At 60.6% G+C, this 17,976-nt stretch carries 22 protein-coding genes and 1 riboswitch; of the genes, 13 read left to right on the forward strand and 9 right to left on the reverse strand.

Annotation, left to right across the window (positions count from 1 at the left end; all coding sequences use genetic code 11):
- The first annotated feature begins 2 nt into the window (after positions 1-2).
- The 3 genes from BLP23_RS14795 to BLP23_RS14805 all read left to right on the forward strand — a co-directional run bounded on the left by BLP23_RS14795 (position 3) and on the right by BLP23_RS14805 (position 1,839).
- Positions 3-383, forward strand: coding sequence for an SUF system Fe-S cluster assembly protein (locus tag BLP23_RS14795; protein WP_027512444.1), 381 nt, complete (start codon positions 3-5; stop codon positions 381-383).
- A gap of 334 nt (positions 384-717) precedes the next feature.
- Positions 718-1,113: a Fe-S cluster assembly scaffold SufA gene (gene sufA, locus BLP23_RS14800; protein ID WP_092585533.1), complete on the forward strand. Its 396-nt coding sequence runs from the start codon at positions 718-720 to the stop codon at positions 1,111-1,113.
- A gap of 90 nt (positions 1,114-1,203) precedes the next feature.
- Positions 1,204-1,839, forward strand: a complete 636-nt coding sequence (locus BLP23_RS14805; protein ID WP_233426699.1) for a LysE family translocator — start codon at positions 1,204-1,206, stop codon at positions 1,837-1,839.
- Between the two features lie 17 nt (positions 1,840-1,856).
- On the opposite strand, the gene BLP23_RS14810 is transcribed toward BLP23_RS14805, so the two are convergent.
- On the reverse strand, positions 1,857-2,036 hold the full coding sequence (locus tag BLP23_RS14810; RefSeq protein WP_092585534.1) for a hypothetical protein: 180 nt from the start codon (positions 2,034-2,036) through the stop codon (positions 1,857-1,859).
- 316 nt (positions 2,037-2,352) lie between these two features.
- Here BLP23_RS14810 and BLP23_RS14815 point away from each other — a divergent pair, with 316 nt between their 5' ends.
- Positions 2,353-3,153: a class I SAM-dependent methyltransferase gene (locus BLP23_RS14815; RefSeq protein ID WP_092585535.1), complete on the forward strand. Its 801-nt coding sequence runs from the start codon at positions 2,353-2,355 to the stop codon at positions 3,151-3,153.
- Positions 3,154-3,320: 167 nt separating this feature from the next.
- On the opposite strand, the gene gcvP is transcribed toward BLP23_RS14815, so the two are convergent.
- From gcvP to gcvT, 3 genes are read right to left on the reverse strand one after another with little or no spacing between them, the layout of a single operon-like run.
- Positions 3,321-6,185, reverse strand: a complete 2,865-nt coding sequence (gcvP, locus tag BLP23_RS14820) for an aminomethyl-transferring glycine dehydrogenase (protein ID WP_092585536.1) — start codon at positions 6,183-6,185, stop codon at positions 3,321-3,323.
- Positions 6,185-6,547, reverse strand: a complete 363-nt coding sequence (gene gcvH / locus BLP23_RS14825) for a glycine cleavage system protein GcvH (RefSeq protein WP_092585537.1) — start codon at positions 6,545-6,547, stop codon at positions 6,185-6,187. Before gcvH ends, gcvP begins: the two co-directional genes overlap by 1 nt.
- A 24-nt stretch (positions 6,548-6,571) precedes the next feature.
- Entirely contained in the window at positions 6,572-7,708 is a 1,137-nt protein-coding gene (gene gcvT, locus BLP23_RS14830; RefSeq protein WP_092585538.1) for a glycine cleavage system aminomethyltransferase GcvT, read from the reverse strand.
- Positions 7,709-7,860: 152 nt separating this feature from the next.
- A riboswitch (glycine riboswitch) is annotated at positions 7,861-7,953 on the reverse strand.
- A gap of 159 nt (positions 7,954-8,112) precedes the next feature.
- Here gcvT and BLP23_RS14835 point away from each other — a divergent pair.
- Together BLP23_RS14835 and BLP23_RS14840 are read left to right on the forward strand one after the other, a co-directional pair.
- A complete protein-coding gene (locus tag BLP23_RS14835; protein WP_092585539.1) occupies positions 8,113-8,496 on the forward strand; it encodes a hypothetical protein in 384 nt (127 codons plus the stop codon).
- A gap of 78 nt (positions 8,497-8,574) precedes the next feature.
- A complete protein-coding gene (locus BLP23_RS14840) occupies positions 8,575-9,540 on the forward strand; it encodes a copper chaperone PCu(A)C domain-containing protein (protein ID WP_092585540.1) in 966 nt (321 codons plus the stop codon).
- A gap of 56 nt (positions 9,541-9,596) precedes the next feature.
- On the opposite strand, the gene BLP23_RS14845 is transcribed toward BLP23_RS14840, so the two are convergent.
- Positions 9,597-9,863, reverse strand: coding sequence for a hypothetical protein (locus BLP23_RS14845; protein WP_092585541.1), 267 nt, complete (start codon positions 9,861-9,863; stop codon positions 9,597-9,599).
- A gap of 121 nt (positions 9,864-9,984) precedes the next feature.
- On the opposite strand from BLP23_RS14845, the gene crcB reads away from it, so the two are divergent.
- From crcB to BLP23_RS14880, 7 genes are all read left to right on the forward strand, one after another.
- On the forward strand, positions 9,985-10,362 hold the full coding sequence (crcB, locus tag BLP23_RS14850; protein ID WP_092585542.1) for a fluoride efflux transporter CrcB: 378 nt from the start codon (positions 9,985-9,987) through the stop codon (positions 10,360-10,362).
- 86 nt (positions 10,363-10,448) lie between these two features.
- On the forward strand, positions 10,449-11,441 hold the full coding sequence (locus BLP23_RS14855) for an RluA family pseudouridine synthase (RefSeq protein WP_092585543.1): 993 nt from the start codon (positions 10,449-10,451) through the stop codon (positions 11,439-11,441).
- Positions 11,438-12,088, forward strand: a complete 651-nt coding sequence (locus tag BLP23_RS14860) for an HAD-IA family hydrolase (RefSeq protein ID WP_092585544.1) — start codon at positions 11,438-11,440, stop codon at positions 12,086-12,088. The genes BLP23_RS14855 and BLP23_RS14860 overlap by 4 nt, the downstream gene beginning before the upstream one ends.
- Before the next feature lie 9 nt (positions 12,089-12,097).
- On the forward strand, positions 12,098-12,883 hold the full coding sequence (locus tag BLP23_RS14865) for an ATP12 family chaperone protein (protein ID WP_092585545.1): 786 nt from the start codon (positions 12,098-12,100) through the stop codon (positions 12,881-12,883).
- A gap of 68 nt (positions 12,884-12,951) precedes the next feature.
- A complete protein-coding gene (locus BLP23_RS14870) occupies positions 12,952-13,410 on the forward strand; it encodes a hypothetical protein (RefSeq protein ID WP_092585546.1) in 459 nt (152 codons plus the stop codon).
- Between the two features lie 36 nt (positions 13,411-13,446).
- Positions 13,447-14,979, forward strand: coding sequence for an acyl-CoA carboxylase subunit beta (locus tag BLP23_RS14875; RefSeq protein WP_092585547.1), 1,533 nt, complete (start codon positions 13,447-13,449; stop codon positions 14,977-14,979).
- 124 nt (positions 14,980-15,103) lie between these two features.
- Positions 15,104-15,496: a DoxX family protein gene (locus BLP23_RS14880; protein ID WP_092585548.1), complete on the forward strand. Its 393-nt coding sequence runs from the start codon at positions 15,104-15,106 to the stop codon at positions 15,494-15,496.
- A gap of 36 nt (positions 15,497-15,532) precedes the next feature.
- Here the strand turns inward: BLP23_RS14880 and sugE are convergent, their stop codons facing one another.
- From sugE to BLP23_RS14900, 4 genes are all read right to left on the reverse strand, one after another.
- Positions 15,533-15,847 (reverse strand): quaternary ammonium compound efflux SMR transporter SugE, encoded by a 315-nt coding sequence (sugE, locus tag BLP23_RS14885; protein ID WP_092585602.1) that lies wholly within the window; start codon positions 15,845-15,847, stop codon positions 15,533-15,535.
- A 159-nt stretch (positions 15,848-16,006) separates the two neighbouring features.
- Positions 16,007-16,840, reverse strand: coding sequence for an S-formylglutathione hydrolase (gene fghA, locus BLP23_RS14890; RefSeq protein WP_092585549.1), 834 nt, complete (start codon positions 16,838-16,840; stop codon positions 16,007-16,009).
- On the reverse strand, positions 16,837-17,310 hold the full coding sequence (locus BLP23_RS14895; RefSeq protein WP_092585550.1) for a YaiI/YqxD family protein: 474 nt from the start codon (positions 17,308-17,310) through the stop codon (positions 16,837-16,839). Before BLP23_RS14895 ends, fghA begins: the two co-directional genes overlap by 4 nt.
- Before the next feature lie 301 nt (positions 17,311-17,611).
- Positions 17,612-17,976 (reverse strand): zinc-binding dehydrogenase (locus BLP23_RS14900; RefSeq protein WP_139187064.1); only part of this gene is annotated, 365 nt, incomplete at its 5' end.

Below are 17,976 nucleotides of genomic sequence, written 5' to 3' on the forward strand. Positions count from 1 at the left end.
GTATGAGCCTGGACGAAAGCGAACAGAAGACAGACGTGCGCGAGGGCATCGTGCATTCGAGCATTCCTGCCGATGAACTGGCGCGCCTCAGCGATGACGTCATCGGGGCGCTGAAAACCGTCTACGATCCGGAAATTCCCGCCGACATCTTTGAACTCGGACTGATCTACAAGATCGACATCGAAGATGACCGCATGGTGAAGATCGTCATGACGCTGACGGCTCCAGGCTGCCCGGTTGCCGGAGAAATGCCGGGCTGGGTCGAGAACGCCGTCGGCGCCGTCGAAGGCGTGTCCGGCGTCGAGGTCGCAATGACCTTCGATCCTCCTTGGACGCCGGACCGCATGTCGGAAGAGGCGCAGGTGGCCGTTGGCTGGTATTGAGGGTCAGGCGGCCGATTTTTCATTGGGCATGATGGGAGCAAGGTCGATCCAGAGAGCTTTCATTAGCTGAGGATGGTCGCAAATTCCGGATTGCTTGGGCCGGTCAATGCCTTGTAAAGCGCGGAGCGGCTTATCCAAGCTCACGCGCAAGCTTGCTCATGTTTGTGGCTCTTGCCACAACTCCCGGACCCTTGGCGATGAGAGGTGAATATCAATGAAAAGCCGTAGGACGAATTTCGCCTTTGATTACGGGATTGAAGCATTAGGCATAACTGCCTAGATTGAAAAGATGAAGCACCGGATCTTGACCCCGGTGTGGAAGGAGAATGAGCCGATGGGCTTTGCAGTGATGAGCATGACCGGCACCGCCGCGGCGCGCGTGAAGGCAATCGTTGAAAATTCCGGGCCTGACGCCAAGGGCATCCGCGTCGGCATCAAGAAAGGCGGTTGCGCCGGGATGGAATATACCATCGAGCTGGTGACCGAACCCAATTCCAAGGACGACCTGATCGAGCGCGACGGCGCCAAGGTCTGGGTGGAGCCCTCTGCGGTCCTCTATCTGCTTGGCACGGAAATGGACTTCGAGACCACGACGCTGCGCTCGGGCTTCATCTTCACGAACCCGAACCAGACATCGGCCTGCGGCTGCGGGGAATCCGTCGAGCTCAAGCCTGCCGATCTCGCGGCGCTTGCCGCGCGCGGCGACGCGGTGGTGCCAGCCGGGCACTGAATTCTTCAAGGCCGCAACCGAAAGCCGCCAGCGATGGCGGCTTTGTCATTTTGATTTGTCCCTTTCAGGCAGCGAAACAGTTTCTACCTTATGATCATCGAAACGCTGCTTCTGCTCTTTGCCAAAGGCGCGCTCCTCGGCCTCATCATCACAGCGCCGCCGGGGCCGATCGCGACACTCTGCATCAACCGCAGCCTTCATCGTGGTTTCGGATCGGGTGCAGCCATCGGCATTGGGGCAGCGCTTGGCGATGCGTGTTACGCGCTAGTCGCGGCCGCCGGTCTCGCAATGGTTTCGGATATCGTCGATGACTATTCGCTGCCGATTGCGGCGGCCGGCGGTGCGCTTCTGATCTTTCTCGGCATCCGAGATCTCATGACGCCGCCAGCCGGTGCCTTGCAGGTCGGTGCGCGCGATCTCTTGCGCACGATCGCTTCGACCTTTCTGCTGGCGATTTCGAACCCCGGCGCGCTTCTGTCCTTCGGGGGCCTCTTTGCTGGCCTTGGTTTGGTCGATGGCAAAACCGTCACCGAGGTGGCATCGATCGCCATCGGCGTGTTTTTCGGGGCCATGGTATGGTGGACGGCGCTGAGCGCGGCGGTGAATTTCGCTCGTGACAAGATTTCAAGCGATCTCACTCTGCTGATCCGCCGCATTTCTGGGGGCCTGATCATTGCCTTCGGCACCGTCGTTCTCGGCTTTGCCGCGCGGCTGCTGCTTGCGTAGAGAGTTACAGGCGCCGGTCAGTCGCGCTTGATGCTCATTAGGACATATGTCAGAGCCGGTCTCGAAGACGCCCTGAAGCTTTGTTCGGCCTGGATCAGGCCTGTCAGTTCCATGGTGGGATCGCAACTTTGGCCTTCATCGGCCGTCAGCCTATCGGGATCGATGCGGCCATAGCCCGGCGGGCTGATATCCGCCACGTTGCCGGCGATCGCGCCGACCTTGTGGCGCTGAACGATGAACTCTGCCGTTCCAGGGAACCATCATGTCCGCAACCACGGCCGGGGCGCCAAGCACGCCGGTGACGACAAGGTCGGGAACTCGTTCGAATATTCAGCCTTCACCGGCGACGCCGGAGGATTTAGCCAGGGCGCAGAGGCTTGTCGAGGGAGAGGCCTAGGCGAAGGCCTTTGCCCTAAGCTCCTTTCGGCGCAATATGGCCATTCCTAACGACCGCTTGGCGCCCTGCCAAGTGCTCAGTTATAATTGCCATGCCTTTGGCTGATGGAGCTTTCGATGTCCTCGAGCTTTAACGTTCACAGCGCGGCCGGCTACGAGCAACTCATGGGACGCTGGAGCCAAAAGCTCGCGCCGTCATTCGTAGAGTTTGCGGGTCTTGCCGATGGTGAGAAGGTACTTGATGTCGGTTGCGGCACGGGCAGCCTGACATTTGCCCTTGTCAAGGCCGCTGATCTCAGCGAAATCGCTGCCGTCGACTATTCGCCAGTCTTCGTCGAAGAGGCAATTCGGCGCAACACCGACCCGCGCATCAAGATCGGGCAGGCGGACGCTTGCTCTTTGCCTTTCGAAGACGGGACCTTCGACCGCGCGCTCGCGTTGCTCGTTCTTCATTTCGTGCCCGAGGCCGGCCGGGCCGTTGGAGAGATGCGCCGCGTCGCGCGTTCGGGCGGGGTAGTCGCCGCAGCTGTCTGGGATCATGTGGGCGGCATGCCCGGCATGCGAATGATGGTCGACACGGTGGCGGCACTCAGCGAGACCGGGCGGCAGCTGCGCAATCGCTATTGCTTTCAACCGATGATGCAGCCTGGCGAAATGAGGCGGACTTTTGTCGAGCAGGGTCTGCTGGACGTTACCGAAACCCAGCTGGTGGTCCGCATGGAGTACCAAAACTTTAACGATTACTGGACACCTATTGCGGCAGGCGAAGGGCCTCTTGGCCAATATGTGGCGACCCTCGACGCCCCTGAGCGGGCGCGCATAGATGCTGCCGTACGCGACGCATACGAGGCGGGCCGGCCCGATGGTCCAAGGTCGTTCGCAAATGTTGCATGGGCCTGCCGCGGCATCGTTCCCTGAGAGGGCAGCCAGAGGTCTGATCGGCCCCGCGCTTCTTACACGCACGATCCTTGATCTTAGAATCGAAGGCCCCTCCGACGAGGAGCCTTCCCGCCCCCCGTTTCAGGCTCGGGGCATTCGCTGCAATCGATCCATGGTCGATCGGCTGGGCCTTTGCCCGACCGCTTCTACTCCGCAGCCTCTGCGTAGCTCTCCACCGGCGGGCAGGTGCAAACGAGATTCCTGTCCCCGTACACATTATCCACGCGGTTGACCGGGGACCAGTATTTGTCGACGCGGAAAGCGCCGGGCGGGAAGCAGGCTTGTTCGCGGCTGTAGGGGCGGTCCCATTCGCCGACGAGGTCTTCCACCGTGTGCGGGGCGTTCTTCAGCGGGTTGTTGACCTTGTCCATGCTGCCTTCCTCGATGGCGCGGGCTTCCTCGCGGATCGCCAGCATTGCCTCGCAGAAGCGGTCGAGCTCGGCCTTGGTTTCGGACTCGGTCGGCTCGATCATCAGCGTGCCGGCGACCGGCCAGCTCATGGTCGGGGCATGGAAGCCGCAGTCGATCAGGCGCTTGGCGATGTCGTCGACCGTGACGCCTGCGCTGTCGGCCAGCGGACGCGTGTCAATGATGCATTCATGCGCGACGCGGCCGCTCTCGGACTTGTATAGCACCCCGTAGGCGCCCTTCAGGCGGGCAGCGATGTAGTTGGCGTTGAGGATCGCAACCTTGGTTGCCTGCGTCAGGCCCTCGCCGCCCATCATCAGCACATAGCTCCAGGAGATCGGCAGGATCGAGGCAGAGCCGAAGGCCGCTGCCGAGACGGCGCCTGAGCGTCCGTCCGTTTCCGGGTGGCCGGGCAGGTGAGGCGCCAGATGGGCCTTGACGCCGATCGGGCCCATGCCCGGACCGCCGCCGCCATGCGGGATGCAGAAGGTCTTGTGCAGATTGAGATGACTGACGTCGGAACCGATGTCACCGGGACGAGACAAGCCGACCATGGCGTTCATATTGGCGCCGTCGAGATAGACCTGGCCGCCATGCTTGTGCACAAGATCGCAGATCTCTTTGACGGTTTCCTCGAACACACCATGCGTCGAAGGATAGGTTATCATGCAGCAGGAGAGATTTTCCGCATGCTCCTGCGCCTTGGCGCGGAAGTCGTCCATGTCGATGTCGCCGTTCGCGCGAACCTTGATGACGACGACCTTCATGCCGGCCATCTGCGCGGAGGCGGGGTTGGTGCCATGCGCCGAGGTCGGGATCAGGCAGACGTCGCGATCGCCGTTGCCGTTGGCGATATGGTAGTTGCGGATCGTGAGCAGGCCGGCATATTCGCCCTGCGCACCGGAATTTGGCTGCATGGAGAAGGCGTCGTAGCCGGTCACGGCGCAGAGTTTTTCCGTCAGATCGTCGATCATTTCGCGGTAGCCGAGCGCCTGATCGGCCGGAGCATAAGGATGGATATCCGAAAATTCCGGCCAGGTGATCGGCAGCATTTCCGCCGTGGCGTTGAGCTTCATGGTGCAGGAGCCGAGCGGGATCATCGCGCGGTCGAGCGCGAGGTCGCGGTCGGAGAGCCGGCGGATGTAGCGAGTCATTTCGCTTTCGGCGCGGTTCATATGGAAGATCGGATGCGTCAGATATTCGCTAGTCCGCAGCAGATCCTTCGGCAGGCGGTAGCCTGGCTCGAAATCGGCGACGGCGAAATTGCCGCCGAAGGCGCGCCAGGTGGCTTCGAGCGTCGCGGGGCGCGTGCGCTCATCGAGGCTCATGCCGATCTTGGTCGTGCCAACCTTGCGCAGGTTGATGCCCTCGGCAACGGCCGCACGCAGGATGAGGCCCTGCATGTGGCCGACATCGACAGTGAGCGTGTCGAAGAAGGTTTCGGGCTCTATCCTGTAACCTAGCTTTTCCAGGCCCTTAGCCATCAGCACGGCCTTCTGATGAACCTGCTGGGCGATCGCCTTGATGCCCTTGGGACCGTGGAAAACCGCGTACATCGAGGCCATGACGGCGAGCAGGACCTGCGCGGTGCAGATGTTCGACGTGGCCTTTTCGCGGCGTATATGCTGTTCGCGGGTCTGCAGCGACAGCCGGTAGGCGCGATTGCCGCGGGCGTCGACCGAGACGCCGACGAGACGGCCGGGCATGGAGCGCTTGTGCGCATCCTTGACTGACATATAGGCGGCATGCGGTCCGCCGTAGCCGATCGGAACGCCGAAGCGTTGCGACGAGCCGATCGCAATATCGGCGCCCATTTCGCCCGGCGACTTCAGAAGCGTCAGCGCGAGGATATCGGCCGCGACGATGGCGATCGCGCCCGTCTGGTGCAGGCGAGAGATCAGGCCGGTGAAATCATGCACGTGGCCGTGCGTGCCCGGATACTGGAAGATGGCGCCGAAGACGTCCGCCGGATCGAGATCCTTGAAGGGGTCACCGACGATGACGGTCCAGCCCAGCGGCTCGGCGCGGGTCTGGATGAGCGCTATCGTCTGCGGATGGCAGGCGGCATCAACGAAGAAGGCCTTGGCCTTTGACTTCGCGACGCGCTCGGCAATCGCCATGCCTTCGGCAGCAGCGGTCGCTTCGTCGAGAAGCGAAGCGTTGGCGACGTCGAGACCGGTAAGGTCGCAGATCATCGTCTGGTAGTTCAAGAGCGCTTCCAGACGGCCCTGACTGATCTCCGGCTGGTAAGGCGTGTAGGCCGTGTACCAGGCCGGATTTTCGAGGATGGTGCGCTGGATGACCGGCGGCGTGATCGTGCCGTAATAGCCTTGGCCGATCAGGGAAACGAGGACCTTGTTCTTGTTGGCGGTGTCGCGCAGCTTGTCGAGCGCCTCGCGCTCCGTCATCGGCGCGCCCCAGGCAAGCGCCGCCTTCTGGCGGATCGCAGACGGCACGGTCGCGTCGATGAGGCTGTCGAGGCTGTCGTAGCCGACGACCTTCAGCATGTCGCTCATTTCGGCCGGCGACGGGCCGATATGGCGGCGGTTGGCGAAGTCGTACGGCTGGTAGTCGGTAAACTGGAATTCTGTCGGCGTCGTCATTACGCGGTGAGCTCCTTATAGGCCGCTTCGTCAAGCAGGCCATCGGCATCGCCCGGGTTCTTGAGCTTCAGCTTGAAGAACCAGCCGGCGCCCTGTGGGTCGGAATTGACCAGCGACGGATCGGCAGTGATCGCTTCGTTGACTTCGGTGATCTCTCCATCGAGCGGACAATAGACTTCAGAGGCAGCCTTCACGGACTCGACGGTGGCGGCATCGTCATTCTTGGAAAAGGTCGCGCCCACTTCCGGCAATTCGACGAAAACCAGGTCGCCGAGCTGCTCGACGGCATAATTCGTAATGCCGACCGTCGCCACGCCGTCTTCGAGCTTCAGCCATTCATGTTCTTCGGTAAATTTCAGCATGGTTTTGATCCTCTCTGGAAATTCTTAGCGTTTGTAGGTCGGCGTGATGAAGGGCAGGGCGGCGACCGTGGCGGGGAGATACTTGCCCCTTACCTCAGCGTAAATTTGGGTTCCAACGGAGGCATGGGAGACCGGCACATAGCCCATGGCAATCGGGCCTTCGACACTCGGGCCGAAGCCGCCCGAAGTGACTTCGCCGATCTCGGTCTTGCCTTCAGCATCCGCATAGAGCTTGGAATGGCCGCGCACCGGCGCCTTGCCTTCCGGCTTCAGGCCGACGCGGCGACGTGTGGCACCATTGTCGAGTTCAGCGAGAATGCGTGCTGCGCCCGGAAAATCCCCCGCGCGCGCTCCGCCCGTCCTGCGAGCCTTCTGCATGGCCCATTCGAGCGCGGCCTCGACCGGCGTTGTGGTGGTGTCGATGTCGTTGCCGTAAAGGCAAAGTCCAGCCTCCAGACGCAGCGAATCGCGGGCGCCGAGGCCGATCGGCTGCGTATCGGGATGTTCGAGCAATCGCCCGGCAACATCCTCCGCCTTGTTAGCGGGTACGGAGATCTCGAAGCCATCCTCACCGCTGTAGCCGGAGCGGGAGACGAGACAGGAGATGTCGTGCAAGCGGCAGTGGCGCACGTCCATGAACTTCATTGCCGCGACATCCGCCCAGAGTTCGGCGAGCACGTCGACGGCGCGCGGGCCTTGCAGCGCGACCAGCGCGCGGTCGAGAAGGGTTATGTCGCAGCGGTCGCCGATATGCTTTTGCAAGTGCGCGACATCGGCCTCCTTGCAGGCTGCGTTGACGACGACGAATAGATGATCGTCGAGATGGGTGATCATCAAGTCGTCGAGTATGCCGCCGTTTTCGTCGGTGAAGAAGCCGTAGCGCTGGCGGCCTTCGGCGAGGCCGAGAATGTCGACCGGCACGAGGCTTTCGAGTGCTAGGGCGGCATCTTCATATCTGCCGGACTTCGCCCTCACGACGACCTGACCCATATGGGAGACGTCGAAGAGGCCGGCACCGGCGCGCGTCTGCAGGTGTTCCTTCAGCACGCCGGCTGGATACTGAACGGGCATTTCGTAGCCCGCGAAGGGCACCATGCGGGCACCGAGCGAAAGATGCAGCGCGTGTAGCGGAGTTTTCTTGAGGGCAGCAGTATCGTCCAACGACGCCTCCGGGGTTTGCGCGTGGAATTCCATGCGCGGGCTCAATCTGAAGGCGCGGCTACGCCTTGCTTTCGAGCCCCCTCTGTCCCTGTGCCTGAGATTGTTATCCCTTCGGCGAGCGTTTCAAGAACGCTTCTCTCCAGAGTTCCGTCTGCCCCTTGCTGGTCCTTTGGCCTGAGAGTTTCCGGGGCGGTTGCTCCTTCGGCACCGGCCGTCTGTAGACCGGATTCTCCCAACAAGGTTGCGGCAATTATCCGGCGGAGCAGGCTCTTGGCAAGGGGGAATGTCGCCGCCGAACAAATTTTTGTCGCGCGTCTTTCGGCAAGGTGTGATCTGCGTCAAATGGGCTTTTGCTTTTTTCGGATAAAGTGCTTAATCGCGAAATCCGCTAAAGGGGATCCAGAATGATGAAAACGGGCCGAAACGCTGGCATGCTGACGCGCATTCTCTGCGCGCTGAGCTTGCTTATGCTTGGCCTTGCGCATCAGGCACCGCAGGCGGCTGCGGCGGACGCGGACTATAATAGCGCCGCATACCTCCTGCCGGACGGCACCTACGCCTCACTTTGCGTGACCGCTACCGACAGCAGCGGCAAGACGGTCCCTCTGAAGCCGAATTGCGAAATCTGCCGGCTTTCGGCTTTCGTCATCCTGCCGGTCCCGGATAGCGGCTCCTGGCTGCATCTCGAATTCGCGACGCTGCATAACTCGCCGGTTGTTGCGAAAACCCCCATCGAGGCGCACGCCGTCGAACGGCCGAAGTCCAGGGGGCCGCCGGTTCTGGCCTGATCTCCCGCCACCACCGAAATGACACGACAATGCCGGTGCGCCAGCCATTGCGAGCAGCAGCCGGCGAGGAGATACCCGATGAAGACAATCAAGACACTCAGCGCCGCGGCTCTGGTCTCCGCAACCGCATTCACGGCAGCGCAGGCGCATGTCACCTTTCTTGATCCTGAAGCCCCACAGGAAAAGACGTTCCTCTTAACGCTGCAGGTGCCGCATGGTTGTGACGGCAAGCCCACCAACGAAGTGCAGGTGAAGCTGCCGGAAGGCTTTGTATTCGCCAAGCCGCAGCCGAAGGCCGGCTGGGAACTTGAAGTAATCAAGGGCGACTATCAGAAGACCTACGACAATCACGGCACCAAGGTGAAATCCGGACCGGTCGAAATCCGCTGGAAGGGCGGCAAGCTCTCGGACGATTTTTACGATACCTTCGTGATCCAGGGCAAGGTCTCGGGCGTGGATGCCGGAACGTCACTGACCTTTCCGGTGAAGCAGCTTTGCGGCGATGCCGCCGAGGCATGGGACCAGGTCGCAATCGATGGCGGCGATCCCCATAAGCTCAAGAGCCCGGCGCCGTTGCTGAAGGTCGTTGCCGGTGGCGGCACTGGCCATGACCATGGCGACATGGCGGGGATGGACATGAATGGTGCATCAGGCGGCACCGCAATACTCGGCGACCTCGAAATCTCCGGCGCCTTTACGAAGGCAATGCTGCCCGGCCAGCCGGTCGGCGGTGGCTTTTTTACTGTCAAGAATAGCGGCAAGACCGACGACACGCTCGTCGTCGTTTCCTCGCCGACAGCGGGCCAAGTTCAGATGCACGAAATGGCCATGCAAAACAATGTCATGAAGATGCGTGAACTGAAGGATGGGATCGCCATTCCGGCGGGGGGGACGGTGAAGCTGGCGCCTGGCGGCCTGCATCTGATGTTCCAGAAGGTGAAGGCGCCTTTCAAGCAAGGTGAGAGCGTGCCGGTGACGCTCACCTTTGAAAAGGCGGGCAAGATCGACGTGACGTTGAAGGTTCTGTCGGCCCAGGGCAAGTAACCAGCAAGAGGCCTGCGGCAGTCGCCGCGGGCCTTTTGCTTTCCAATGTAAGAAACTCAAAAATCCTCGTAGGATTTCAATGCCTGCTGCAATCCTGCCTGCGGCTGCTTGTTGCCTTTGGCCATCAGGTCGAGCGCCACTTCGGTGGACTGAATGATGCTTGCCGTTTCGCTCAATTCCTGGTCATGTCGGCCTTTGAGCTGACGGTCTGCGGTCCGGCGCGCGTCCTTTGCCGCCATGCTCGTCGGCACGCGGGGAGCAATCCTCAGCGTTTCGAAAGCGGCGGCGGCCGTGCTCGCGGATATGGTGACGACCTGTGTCATAGGACGTTTCATACACATCGCCGGTTCGCGCGCAGCTAAGGAAATCAATCGCATTTTATTGAACGGCAGGATTTCTTCTCAACCGATTGGAATCGGTCAATTCGTCAGGTAGACCAGAACGATGATCCAGGCTCTTCTTGTCGGCGCCGGCGGCGCTATCGGCTCGCTTTTGAGATATTATGTCGGCCAATGGTCGCTGCGGCTCCTGGGGCCTGCCTTTCCTTGGGGCACCCTGATTGTCAACGTGGTTGGCTGTTTCGCCATTGGCGTTTTTGCCGAAATGATCGCGCGCCGGTTCAACGCCTCCGTTGAGATGCGCCTGCTGCTCATCACCGGCTTCCTTGGCGGCTTTACGACCTTTTCCGCCTTTTCTCTGGATGCGATCTCGCTTTTCGAGCGAGGCGAGGCAGTGGCCGGCGGACTTTACGTCGCCGCAAGCGTCGGGCTTTCGATTATCTCCGTCATGGCTGGTCTCGCGCTTGTGCGTGCTTTGCTCTGAAAGGCAGTTTCCGCGCGAAGAAAAATGCTCTAAAGCCACCGCAACAGCGGCGCGTGGCGCGACCAAGATTTTCCGAAAGAACAAGAATGGCCGGAATCGAACATATCAAGGTGGATGCCGACGAGGCGGGAATGCGGCTCGACCGGTGGTTCAAGATCCATTTCCCTGGCCTCGGCTTCGGCCAGCTTCAGAAGCTCCTGCGTTCGGGCCAGGTCCGCGTTGACGGTGGACGCGTAAAGACCGACGCGCGCGTGCAGCCGGGCCAGATGGTTCGCGTGCCGCCGCTCGATGTCGATGCGAAGGTCAAGAGCGGTCCGATCGCCGGGAAGGACCTGAAGCATTCCAGCGATTACGAACTTCTTCAACGCATGGTGCTGCATGAGGACGACAAGGTAATCGTGCTCAACAAGCCCGCGGGACTTGCCGTGCAGGGCGGTTCCGGCCTGACCCGGCATATCGACCAGATGCTGGAGGCCTGGACGAGCCCGAAGGGCGAGAAGCCGCGGCTCGTGCACCGGCTTGACCGTGACACATCCGGCGTGCTCGTCATTGCCCGCACACGTGGTGCCGCTCAGAAGCTGACGGCCGCCTTTCGCGAACGCGACACCAAGAAGACCTACTGGTCGTTGGTCAAGGGCGTGCCACGCAAGCATGAGGACAAGATCTCCACGTGGCTCGTCAAGGAAGCGACTGCCGACGGCGACCGCATGCGCATTGCCAAACACGGCGAGGAGGGTGCGGATCATGCCGTATCCTATTACCGTGTGATCGAAACGGCGGCGCAAAACCTGGCCTGGCTCGAGATGGAGCCATACACCGGCCGTACGCATCAGCTTCGTGTTCATGCGCTGCATATCGGCCATCCGATCATCGGCGATCCAAAATACTTCATCGACGACCCGAACTGGGATTTTCCCGGCGGCATCCAGAAGCGGCTGCACCTGCATGCCCGTCATATCGATATCCCGCATCCTGCGGGCGGACGCCTGCGCATCACGGCGCCGCTGCCGCCGCATATGGTGCAGACATGGAACCTTCTCGGCCTTGATCTTGCCGGTGCGGAGAGGATTGACGAATGAAGCTTATTCTCTTCGATTGCGACGGCACGTTGGTCGACAGTGCCGCCCTGATCCATGAGGTGATGGCCAGAACCTTCGTTCAATTCGGTCATCCACGGCCGGATCTTTCCAGCACCAAATCGATCATCGGTCTGACCCTCGACATCGCGATTGCCCGCATGCTGGGCAAGCTGCATGTCGATGACGAGGCGGTCGCCATGACGGCTCATTACAGGTCGATCTACATGGACGTCAGGCAGGAGCCCGGCATGGATGTGCCGCTTTTCGCCGGGATAAAGCCGATGATAGACAGGCTCGCCACACGAGAAGACATCCTGATCGGCGCCGTCACCGGAAAGTCGCGCCGCGGGCTTGTCAATGTCCTCGAAACACATGGTTTCACGCCGCATTTCATCGTTACGCGGACGGCCGACGATTGTCCGTCGAAGCCGCATCCGGCCATGGTAACCGAATGCTGCGACGAGGCTGGCATGACGGCCGCTGACGCGATTGTCATCGGCGACGCGATCTACGATATGCAGATGGCAAAGGCTGCAGGTGCAAAGGCAATTGGTGTATCTTGGGGTTATGCCAGCATTGACGATCTGATTGCCGCCGGCGCCGATACTGTCGCTTACCATCCGAATGACGTGCTTGACCATTTTTGAGGTGACGCCATGCGCGACCTGCTGAACGACCTTTCCGAAGGACTGAGCCACCCCGATCCGATCCGCCGCGCGCAGATCCAGATGAAAAGGCCGCTGCCGAAACGCTTCTACAAGAACGTCACGGTTGCCGAGCGGGACGACGGCTTCGCGATCGAGCTTGACGGCAGGGTCGTGCGCACGCCCGCCAAACAGGTTCTGGCGGTGCCGGTAAAGGCTCTGGCCGACCTCGTCGCCGCCGAGTGGGATGCACAGGCGGAAATCATTGACCCGGCGACGATGCCCGTGACGCGCCTCGTCAATACTGCGCTCGACGGCGTCGCGATGGACACACAGGCCGTCTTCGAAGACATCCTGCGTTTTTCCGCGAGCGATCTTCTGTGCTATCGCGCCGAAGGACCGGAACTCCTGGTGCAGCGCCAGACCGAGCAGTGGGATCCGGTTCTCGATTGGGCGGCGAATGATCTCGGCGCGCGCTTCATCTTGATCGAAGGCGTGATGCATCACGAGCAGCCGCACGAAGCCGTCGCAGCTTTCGACGTCACATTGCGAAGACACGACAGTGCGCTGGAACTTGCCTGTCTTCACACGATGACGACGCTAACCGGGTCGGCCCTTCTGGCGCTGGCGTTCGCCGAGCACCATCTGACCATAGACGAGGTCTGGTCGCTTGCCCATCTCGACGAGGATTGGACGATCGAGCATTGGGGCAGCGACGAGGAGGGCAAACTGCGCCGTGCCAAGCGCTTTGAGGAGTTCAAGGCAGCGGCGGAGGTTTTTTTGGCGCTAAAGGCCTGAAACATATTGCTTTGACAGTCATTATGACGAAATCTGCGACTCCGAGCGGGAGAGGTGCGGAATTCAGGATGAATTGGTTTAGGTCGCTTTTTTGTCAGCTGGGGCTGATCTGCGCCATGCTGACGTCCTGCATGGGCCTGACCTCCGATGAGCCCGCCGCTCCTGTTTACGATGTCCGCAGTGCCGTGGTTCTCGGCGGCCCCAATACGCCGCCCGAGCTGCTTTCAGGTATCGGCGACCGCATCAATGCCGCCATCAATGCAACGGTTCGGACCGAGGTCTATCCGCGCGTCGTGCTGACAATTCGCATCGCTTCCCTCCAGAAAGTCACAGGCTTCGACAAAAACAGGAATATCGCCAAGATCAATATCGATGCGGCGTCCGTCGACGAGGGTTCGGTCATCGCCGTCAGCTCGTTCGAGGTGACCAGCACTGCCAACGATCGGGCCATGGCGGATCAGATTCTAGCGGAGGATATCGCCGCGCGAGTCCGCTCGGCCTTCAAGCTCAATACCGGCCGCGGCTGAGGATCATGCCGCGATCGAGCGGCGAGGGGAGATTTCATGAAGGACGTTCTCGACGAGCTGGAGCGGCGCCGGGAGATTGCCCGGCAAGGCGGCGGCCAGGCGCGTATCGAAGCGCAGCACAAGCGCGGCAAGCTGACGGCACGCGAACGGATCGACCTCTTCCTTGACGAAGACTCTTTCGAGGAGTTCGACATGTTCGTGGAGCATCGCTCGACGGATTTCGGCATGGACAAGAGCCGGATTGCAGGCGACGGCGTCGTCACAGGCTGGGGAACCGTCAACGGCCGGACCGTCTTCGTCTTTGCCAAGGATTTCACGGTGTTCGGCGGCTCGCTTTCCGAGGCGCATGCCGAAAAGATCATGAAGGTACAGGACATGGCGCTGAAAAATCGGGCGCCAATCGTCGGCATCTATGATGCGGGCGGCGCGCGCATCCAGGAAGGCGTTGCTGCGCTCGGCGGCTATGCCGAAGTCTTCCAGCGCAATGTACTCGCCTCCGGCGTCATTCCCCAGATTTCCGTGATCATGGGCCCATGTGCCGGCGGCGACGTCTATTCGCCTGCGATGACCGATTTCATCTTCATGGTGCGCGACACCTCTTACATGTTCGTGACCGGTCCGGATGTCGTCAAAACCGTCACCAACGAGACCGTAACCTCCGAGGAGCTCGGCGGCGCCTCTGTTCACACGACGCGTTCCTCAATCGCTGACGGTGCTTACGACAACGATGTCGACACGTTGCTGCAGGTCCGCCGCCTCATCGATTTCCTGCCGCTTTCCAATACCTCGCCGGTGCCGGAGATCGAATGTTACCAGTCGGTGACGGATGCGGATCAATCGCTGGACACGCTCATCCCGGCCAATGCCAATAAGCCGTATGATATCAAGGAGCTGATCCATAAGGTTGCGGACGATGGCGATTTTTTTGAGATTCAGGCAAGCTTCGCCAAGAACATCGTCTGCGGTTTCGGGCGCGTAGAGGGCTCGACGGTCGGCTTCGTGGCGAACCAGCCGATGGTGCTTGCCGGCGTGCTCGATAGCGATGCGTCACGCAAGGCCGCGCGTTTCGTGCGCTTTTGCGATTGCTTCAGTATTCCAATCGTCACCTTCGTCGATGTTCCGGGCTTTCTGCCGGGCACGGCGCAGGAATATGGCGGTCTTATCAAGCATGGGGCGAAGCTGCTTTTTGCCTATGCCGAGGCGACCGTGCCGAAACTGACAGTCATCACCCGCAAGGCGTTCGGTGGGGCTTACGACGTAATGGCCTCCAAACATCTGCGCGGCGATCTCAACTATGCTTGGCCGACGGCGCAGATCGCAGTGATGGGTGCAAAGGGCGCAGTCGAGATCATCTTCCGCAAGGACATCACCGATCCGGAAAAGATTGCGGCACACACAAAAATGTACGAGGACCGTTTCCTGTCGCCCTTTGTCGCGGCCGAGCGCGGCTATATCGACGAGGTGATCATGCCGCATTCGACGCGCCGCCGCCTGGCGCGCGGTCTGAAGATGCTCCGCAACAAGGATCTCTCGAACCCCTGGAAGAAGCACGACAATATTCCGCTCTGAGATGTGAGAATCGTGAAAAGCAAGCGAAATCAACAGGAAGTGAAAACGCGTCACCGATCCGTGTATTCATTCCTGTCGTTTAGGAAACTAACGCTCGACAGTCTTATCTCAAGGGAGAGTCCAAATGTCCGGTTTCGAACGTCTCAGCGCCTATCAGCCCTACGCGCTGGCCGCTCTTAGGATCATCACTGCGCTTCTGTTCATCGAGCACGGCACGATGAAGTTGTTTGAATTCCCGATCCCGCAAGGAGAGGGCGGCCCGCTTCCGCCGCTCATGCTCGTGGCGGCGCTTCTGGAATTCGTCGGCGGGCTGGCGATTCTCGTCGGTTTCCTGACACGTCCAGTCGCCTTCATCCTGAGCGGCCAGATGGCTGTTGCCTATTTCATGGCGCATGTGCCGATGGGTTTCTACCCAGCCGTCAATCAGGGCGAATCGGCGATCCTCTACTGCTTCGTCTTCCTGTACCTGGTTTTCGCCGGTGCAGGCGCATTTTCGCTCGACAAGCGCAACGCCTGATGAGAATGCCGCGGGTTCGCCCCGCGGCATTCATCGTCATCCAGCAAGCTTGAGTCCAACAATGCCGGCTATGATGAGTGCGATGCAGCCGAGGCGGGCGACTGTGACGGGGTCGCCGAGCAGCCAGATGCCGAGCAGCACCGTTCCGACGGTGCCGATTCCGGTCCAGACCGCATAGGCCGTGCCGATCGGCAGCGTCTTAACCGCCAGACCAAGCAGAACAATGCTGATCACCATGGAAATGACGGTCAGGACCGTCGGCATGGGCCGCGTGAAGCCATCGGTGTATTTCAAGCCGATAGCCCAGCCGCATTCAAACAGACCCGCAAGAAACAGCAGAAACCAAGCCATCTTACTCTCCTTTTCAAAGAGCGAGGCCGTCCCCGCGACCTTTGCGCCCGCAGGGGAGCGGGCGCCGCAGTCGTCTGCTTTGGTGTTCATATGCGCGGTTTGACTGCCGTTGCAAGGCAGGAACTGGCATAGCTGCCATGCCACCGTTTCTTGCGTTCCTTACCCAAGCCGCTCGGCGTGCCACGCCAGGTGATTATCCATGAAGGTGGAGATGAAATAGTAAGAGTGGTCGTAGCGCTCATGCATCCGCAGCGTGAGCTTGATATCCGTGTCCTTGATCGCCTCTTCGAAAAGCCACGGCCTCAGGCCATTGTCGAGGAAGCCGTCAGCCTTACCCTGATCGATCAGAAATTCCGGAAAGCGTGCGCCGTCGCTTACCAAGGTGCAAGCGTCGTACTTGCGCCAGGCCGCACGATCTGAACCAAGATACTTTTCGAATGCCGGCGCCGACCAATCGGCAGTCGACGGCTGGACGATCGGCGCGAAGGCCGAGCAGCTCCTGAAGCGGTCCGGGTTCCTCAATGCGATCGTCAGTGCGCCATGGCCGCCCATTGAATGACCGAAGATGCCCTGACGGCTCATGTCGATACGAAATTGCTTGGCAACCAGAGCCGGCAGCTCCTCGGTGATGTAGGTGTACATCCGATAGTTTTCTGCCCAGGGCTCTTCGGTGGCATCAAGATAGAAGCCCGCGCCTTTGCCCATCTGCCAGTTGGTGAGCTCGTCGGGAATATCATTGCCGCGTGGGCTCGTGTCCGGGCAGACGATGATCAGGCCGAGCTCGGCCGCCATGCGCCGGTACTCGCCTTTTTCCATGACGTTGGCGTGCGTGCAGGTGAGCCCGGAAAGATACCAAAGAACCGGGCAGGGCTCCCTGATGGCCTTCGGCGGCGCAAAGACCGCGAAGGTCATCTCGCATTTGCAGGCTTCGGATTCGTGCGAATACACGCCCTGCATACCTCCGAAGGCAGTTGCCTGGGAAATGATGTTCATTTTTGATCTCCCGTTCCTGGGGCTGCCGCCTTAGCGCGACGGCAAAGCCGGTCGAAGGTTTCGAGGAACCGCGAGCGGTCCTTCGGGCTGAAGGCGGCATTGTAGCCCTTGCTTTCACCGGTTTCCCGCAGGTGCGCGCCGAGATCGCGCATGGCGCTCGCCATGCCGATATTTGTGTCGTCGAAAACGCGCCCCGTGGGACCGCAAACCAGTGAACCACCCGCAACGCACCGCACCGCGAGGGGCACGTCCGCAGTCACCACAACGTCGCTGTTGGTTGCGTGTTCCGCAATCCAGTTGTCGGCGGCATCGAAGGCATTGGAGACGATGACGTTACGCACCATAGGATCACGTGAGGGCCGCAGGCCTGAATTGGCGACGAATGTCACTTCGATGCCGTGGCGTTCGGCAACCTTCAGGATTTCCGCCTTCACGGGGCAGGCGTCTGCATCGACATATATTTGCGGCATCTATCGTCCGTTTTTTAATCGTCGAAATAGCGGTGGTAGTCTCGGGCCGCATTGAGGAGCGGATCAGTTCCACGCCTGCGCCGTCCGGCAACGGATCGTAGATGATGCCGTAGTTCCGATACGAGAACATCCTGATGCTTGGATATTTCGGAAAGCGCGGTACGCTGAGGAGCGGGTTTCAGCAAAGATTTGATATCGCCTTTCCAATTCGAGAATGAATGCATCTGCGCTGCTCGCTGGAATGCAGCAGTATCTATCAATCGGCCGGCTGCAATGCCAGACCGATTTTACCGATACGAGATCAATACAGCACGACGCCGCGGATGCTTTGACCGGAATGCATGAGTTCGAAGCCGTTGTTGATGTCTTCGAGCGGCATCGTATGGGTGATCATCGGATCGATCTCAATCTTGCCTTCCATGTACCAGTCGACGATCTTCGGCACGTCGGTGCGGCCACGCGCGCCGCCAAAGGCGGTGCCCATCCAGCTGCGGCCGGTGACCAGCTGGAACGGGCGGGTGGAGATTTCCTGGCCGGCACCGGCCACCCCGATGACGACCGACTTGCCCCAGCCGCGATGGCTGGCTTCCAGCGCCTGGCGCATCACCTTGGTGTTGCCGGTGCAGTCGAAAGTGTAGTCGGCACCGCCGATCTGATCAGCGCCGC

Origin of the sequence: Rhizobium mongolense subsp. loessense (assembly GCF_900099775.1) — a bacterium.
GTDB lineage: Bacteria > Pseudomonadota > Alphaproteobacteria > Rhizobiales > Rhizobiaceae > Rhizobium > Rhizobium loessense.

Coding starts and splice junctions, on each gene's coding strand:
- BLP23_RS14845 (WP_092585541.1), bottom strand. CDS start 9,863: ATGACACAGGTCGTCACCATATCCGCGAGCACGGCCGCCGCCGCTTTC.
- gcvH (WP_092585537.1), bottom strand. CDS start 6,547: ATGCTGAAATTTACCGAAGAACATGAATGGCTGAAGCTCGAAGACGGC.
- BLP23_RS14815 (WP_092585535.1), top strand. CDS start 2,353: ATGTCCTCGAGCTTTAACGTTCACAGCGCGGCCGGCTACGAGCAACTC.
- BLP23_RS14865 (WP_092585545.1), top strand. CDS start 12,098: ATGCGCGACCTGCTGAACGACCTTTCCGAAGGACTGAGCCACCCCGAT.
- fghA (WP_092585549.1), bottom strand. CDS start 16,840: ATGAACATCATTTCCCAGGCAACTGCCTTCGGAGGTATGCAGGGCGTG.
- BLP23_RS14840 (WP_092585540.1), top strand. CDS start 8,575: ATGAAGACAATCAAGACACTCAGCGCCGCGGCTCTGGTCTCCGCAACC.
- BLP23_RS14855 (WP_092585543.1), top strand. CDS start 10,449: ATGGCCGGAATCGAACATATCAAGGTGGATGCCGACGAGGCGGGAATG.
- gcvP (WP_092585536.1), bottom strand. CDS start 6,185: ATGACGACGCCGACAGAATTCCAGTTTACCGACTACCAGCCGTACGAC.
- crcB (WP_092585542.1), top strand. CDS start 9,985: ATGATCCAGGCTCTTCTTGTCGGCGCCGGCGGCGCTATCGGCTCGCTT.
- BLP23_RS14860 (WP_092585544.1), top strand. CDS start 11,438: ATGAAGCTTATTCTCTTCGATTGCGACGGCACGTTGGTCGACAGTGCC.
- sugE (WP_092585602.1), bottom strand. CDS start 15,847: ATGGCTTGGTTTCTGCTGTTTCTTGCGGGTCTGTTTGAATGCGGCTGG.
- BLP23_RS14795 (WP_027512444.1), top strand. CDS start 3: ATGAGCCTGGACGAAAGCGAACAGAAGACAGACGTGCGCGAGGGCATC.
- sufA (WP_092585533.1), top strand. CDS start 718: ATGGGCTTTGCAGTGATGAGCATGACCGGCACCGCCGCGGCGCGCGTG.
- BLP23_RS14835 (WP_092585539.1), top strand. CDS start 8,113: ATGATGAAAACGGGCCGAAACGCTGGCATGCTGACGCGCATTCTCTGC.
- BLP23_RS14805 (WP_233426699.1), top strand. CDS start 1,204: ATGATCATCGAAACGCTGCTTCTGCTCTTTGCCAAAGGCGCGCTCCTC.
- BLP23_RS14870 (WP_092585546.1), top strand. CDS start 12,952: ATGAATTGGTTTAGGTCGCTTTTTTGTCAGCTGGGGCTGATCTGCGCC.
- BLP23_RS14895 (WP_092585550.1), bottom strand. CDS start 17,310: ATGCCGCAAATATATGTCGATGCAGACGCCTGCCCCGTGAAGGCGGAA.
- BLP23_RS14875 (WP_092585547.1), top strand. CDS start 13,447: ATGAAGGACGTTCTCGACGAGCTGGAGCGGCGCCGGGAGATTGCCCGG.
- BLP23_RS14880 (WP_092585548.1), top strand. CDS start 15,104: ATGTCCGGTTTCGAACGTCTCAGCGCCTATCAGCCCTACGCGCTGGCC.